Below are 536 nucleotides of genomic sequence, written 5' to 3'. Positions count from 1 at the left end.
ACTGAAGATGATCTGAATCCCTTTCGATTTTAGTATCGTAAGAATCTCCTGAAGTGCCGGAGAGAGTGCATTATTATCATTGAGACTGGTGCCATCAAGGTCTAGAAAAATCGCTTTAAAGCTCATGAAAGATCCTTTTGTCGAGTGAAATGCATAAAAGAGAACTTGTAGAGTATAGAGTGATAGCGTGAAGGCGACAAGCGGTGATCAGATGATCTCTTTTATCCCTTTTCATTTCATCCTAGATCTAAATCTTGATCTAAATCGATTAATAGCGCTTTTAAGTTGGGCTTTTAATGATCGATATTATCGCTATATACTTGAAACTAATTTCTCATTTTAGTGCTAAATAGATTATAATAAGGCGGTAATAAAGCCGATCGATACTAGTCGGTAGCAGGCTTTATGTTACTATAGAGTCGGTTTCTTGTAGCGAGGAGCTCTGATAAAATAGAGAACTCATCATATAACGACGATAAGAACTAAAAAAGTGAGAACTAAAATGGCAAAAATGCAATCCCTTCAAGACCCGTTCC

General features: G+C 36.8%; 1 protein-coding gene. It reads right to left on the bottom strand.

The features are described 5' to 3' along the window. Nucleotides 1-126: HAD hydrolase family protein (locus FK268_RS26175; protein ID WP_158636224.1), on the bottom strand; the 126-nt coding region annotated here is incomplete at its 3' end. Nucleotides 127-536 lie beyond the last annotated feature (410 nt).

The sequence above is a fragment of the Tsukamurella sputi genome (assembly GCF_007858445.1).
Taxonomy (GTDB): Bacteria; Actinomycetota; Actinomycetes; order Mycobacteriales; family Mycobacteriaceae; genus Tsukamurella; species Tsukamurella sputi.
The sequence above is the reverse complement of the archived record's forward strand: the minus strand, read 5'-3'. Positions and strand labels throughout refer to the sequence as shown.